This window comes from Nitrosomonas halophila, from assembly GCF_900107165.1.
GTDB classification, from domain to species: domain Bacteria; phylum Pseudomonadota; class Gammaproteobacteria; order Burkholderiales; family Nitrosomonadaceae; genus Nitrosomonas; species Nitrosomonas halophila.
Map to the genome: position 1 here is coordinate 1 of NZ_FNOY01000140.1, position 1,607 is coordinate 1,607.

Here is a 1,607-nt window from a genome sequence, read left to right on the forward strand (position 1 = left end):
CTGAAGTTTCACCGTTTTGATCTAAACTTTACATTCTTCCTTAAGCAACCATCCGCAATAAAGCATCGATAAAAGAATTTTGCTTGGGTTTGCCTGATCCAGGGCAAAAGCTAACAAAATCCTTATTGAGCGCGGCCTGAGTAATCAGTTTTCTGACATCGGAGAAGGCGAAGTGGCTTCGATTGTTAACAGCGTAACAACGCTGCGGTGTTTTATCAAAGTGATCGGCGTATATCCAGGTTATGGTGGTGGCCATCATGCAGAAATTGAGATGGTTGGTAACGGCATGGCAGTTTCGGGTTTGGCTTTTTGAGCTACCGATTTCCTGCTTGATCTCTTTGAAGCCGGCTTCGATTTTCCAGCGTGCGCCATAGTATTCGATAATCTGCTCGACGGTGAGATCGAGGTCGGTGGTAAAGAGCGCGACCCATTGTGATCTTCGATAGACCCAAACAATGCGTACGGCACATTTGAGTGTTTTCAACATCATGATGTTGTCAAAAGCCAGAACGTCGCGTTGTTTGCCGTAGAGGTTAATCGAATAAGTGGTGGCACGTTCATGGAATTCACTGGCCAGCGTTGTGGCATTGCCCATCTTATCGCCATACTTTCTGGATCGGCCGGGCCGATGTTTCTGGTGGTCGGGTGGTAGCGCAAACAAGGTGGTGTTGACACGCAATCTGGAAAGCATATGGCTGTGTTGTCCAACGGTTTTGCGCATCGGCTTAAGCAAGCCATCGTTTCCAAACCAGCTATCGGTAACGATCAGCAATGGGGTGCCAGGAAAAGTTGCAGCAATTTCCGGCAGTATTTCAATGGCCTGCTCAAACTTGGTTTGAAACGGTGGTATCTTGCCATCAATCCTGACTTTTTTGGCTGCAATGGTTTTTTTCATGTGATAAAAACGAAATGCCAGCGGCAAGCAAGCCCAGCGGCCTTTGACCATTTTTAGCAAACCGATGGACACAATATTTTGTGACCAGGGGTATTTCGATTGGTTGATCTTGGCAGCATGGTCAAAGAAAGGCGCACAACCGAAAATCTTTTTGCCAGTCTTGGGATTGATGTAGTCATCCAGGGCCAGTAACAGCCGTCCTTTTGTCGCCGGGTTGGGTATCAGAGACCACAACGTCGCCCAAAGGCGTGACCAAGGTAACTTTGATGAGGCCATGAAGATGTAAAATCGGCGCTGACTAAGCGACAACCCGAACAATGTCTGTAAGCATCGCAATAGGTTAGCGCTGCGTGAAGAAGTGAAATGGGTGATAACAGCCAGGAGCGTATAAACAAACCAGGCACCTCGTTCATCACCTTTGCAACGGTGGTTAAATTCCTGCTGGAGAGGAGAGAGAATATTGCGTAGAATGACCATGCGGCGGCGCCTCTTTTGTTATTGGTTTCAATTACTTAGCAGATGAAATTATAACAAAAACTGTGCGTCGTCGTAATTATATCTTATTGTATTTAAAGGATAAATTTTGATTTTTACCCCACTAGAAACAGGGTTAATATCAGCGCTATCTTGCCATTCAAGAAAAAACCCCGCTAAGCCAAAAATTCCAGAGAATTGAATCATCGGCTCATAAAAAAAGCGTGAAACTTTAGTT

The 1,607-nt window shown here is 45.7% G+C and carries 2 protein-coding genes; both read right to left on the reverse strand.

The annotated features are described in order from the left end of the window. Positions 1 to 40: 40 nt before the first annotated feature. Positions 41 to 1,372, reverse strand: a complete 1,332-nt coding sequence (locus BLV85_RS14675) for an IS701 family transposase (protein WP_090415952.1) — start codon at positions 1,370 to 1,372, stop codon at positions 41 to 43. A 48-nt stretch (positions 1,373 to 1,420) separates the two neighbouring features. After that, positions 1,421 to 1,607 (reverse strand): hypothetical protein (locus BLV85_RS15555; RefSeq protein ID WP_218132865.1); only part of this gene is annotated, 187 nt, incomplete at its 5' end.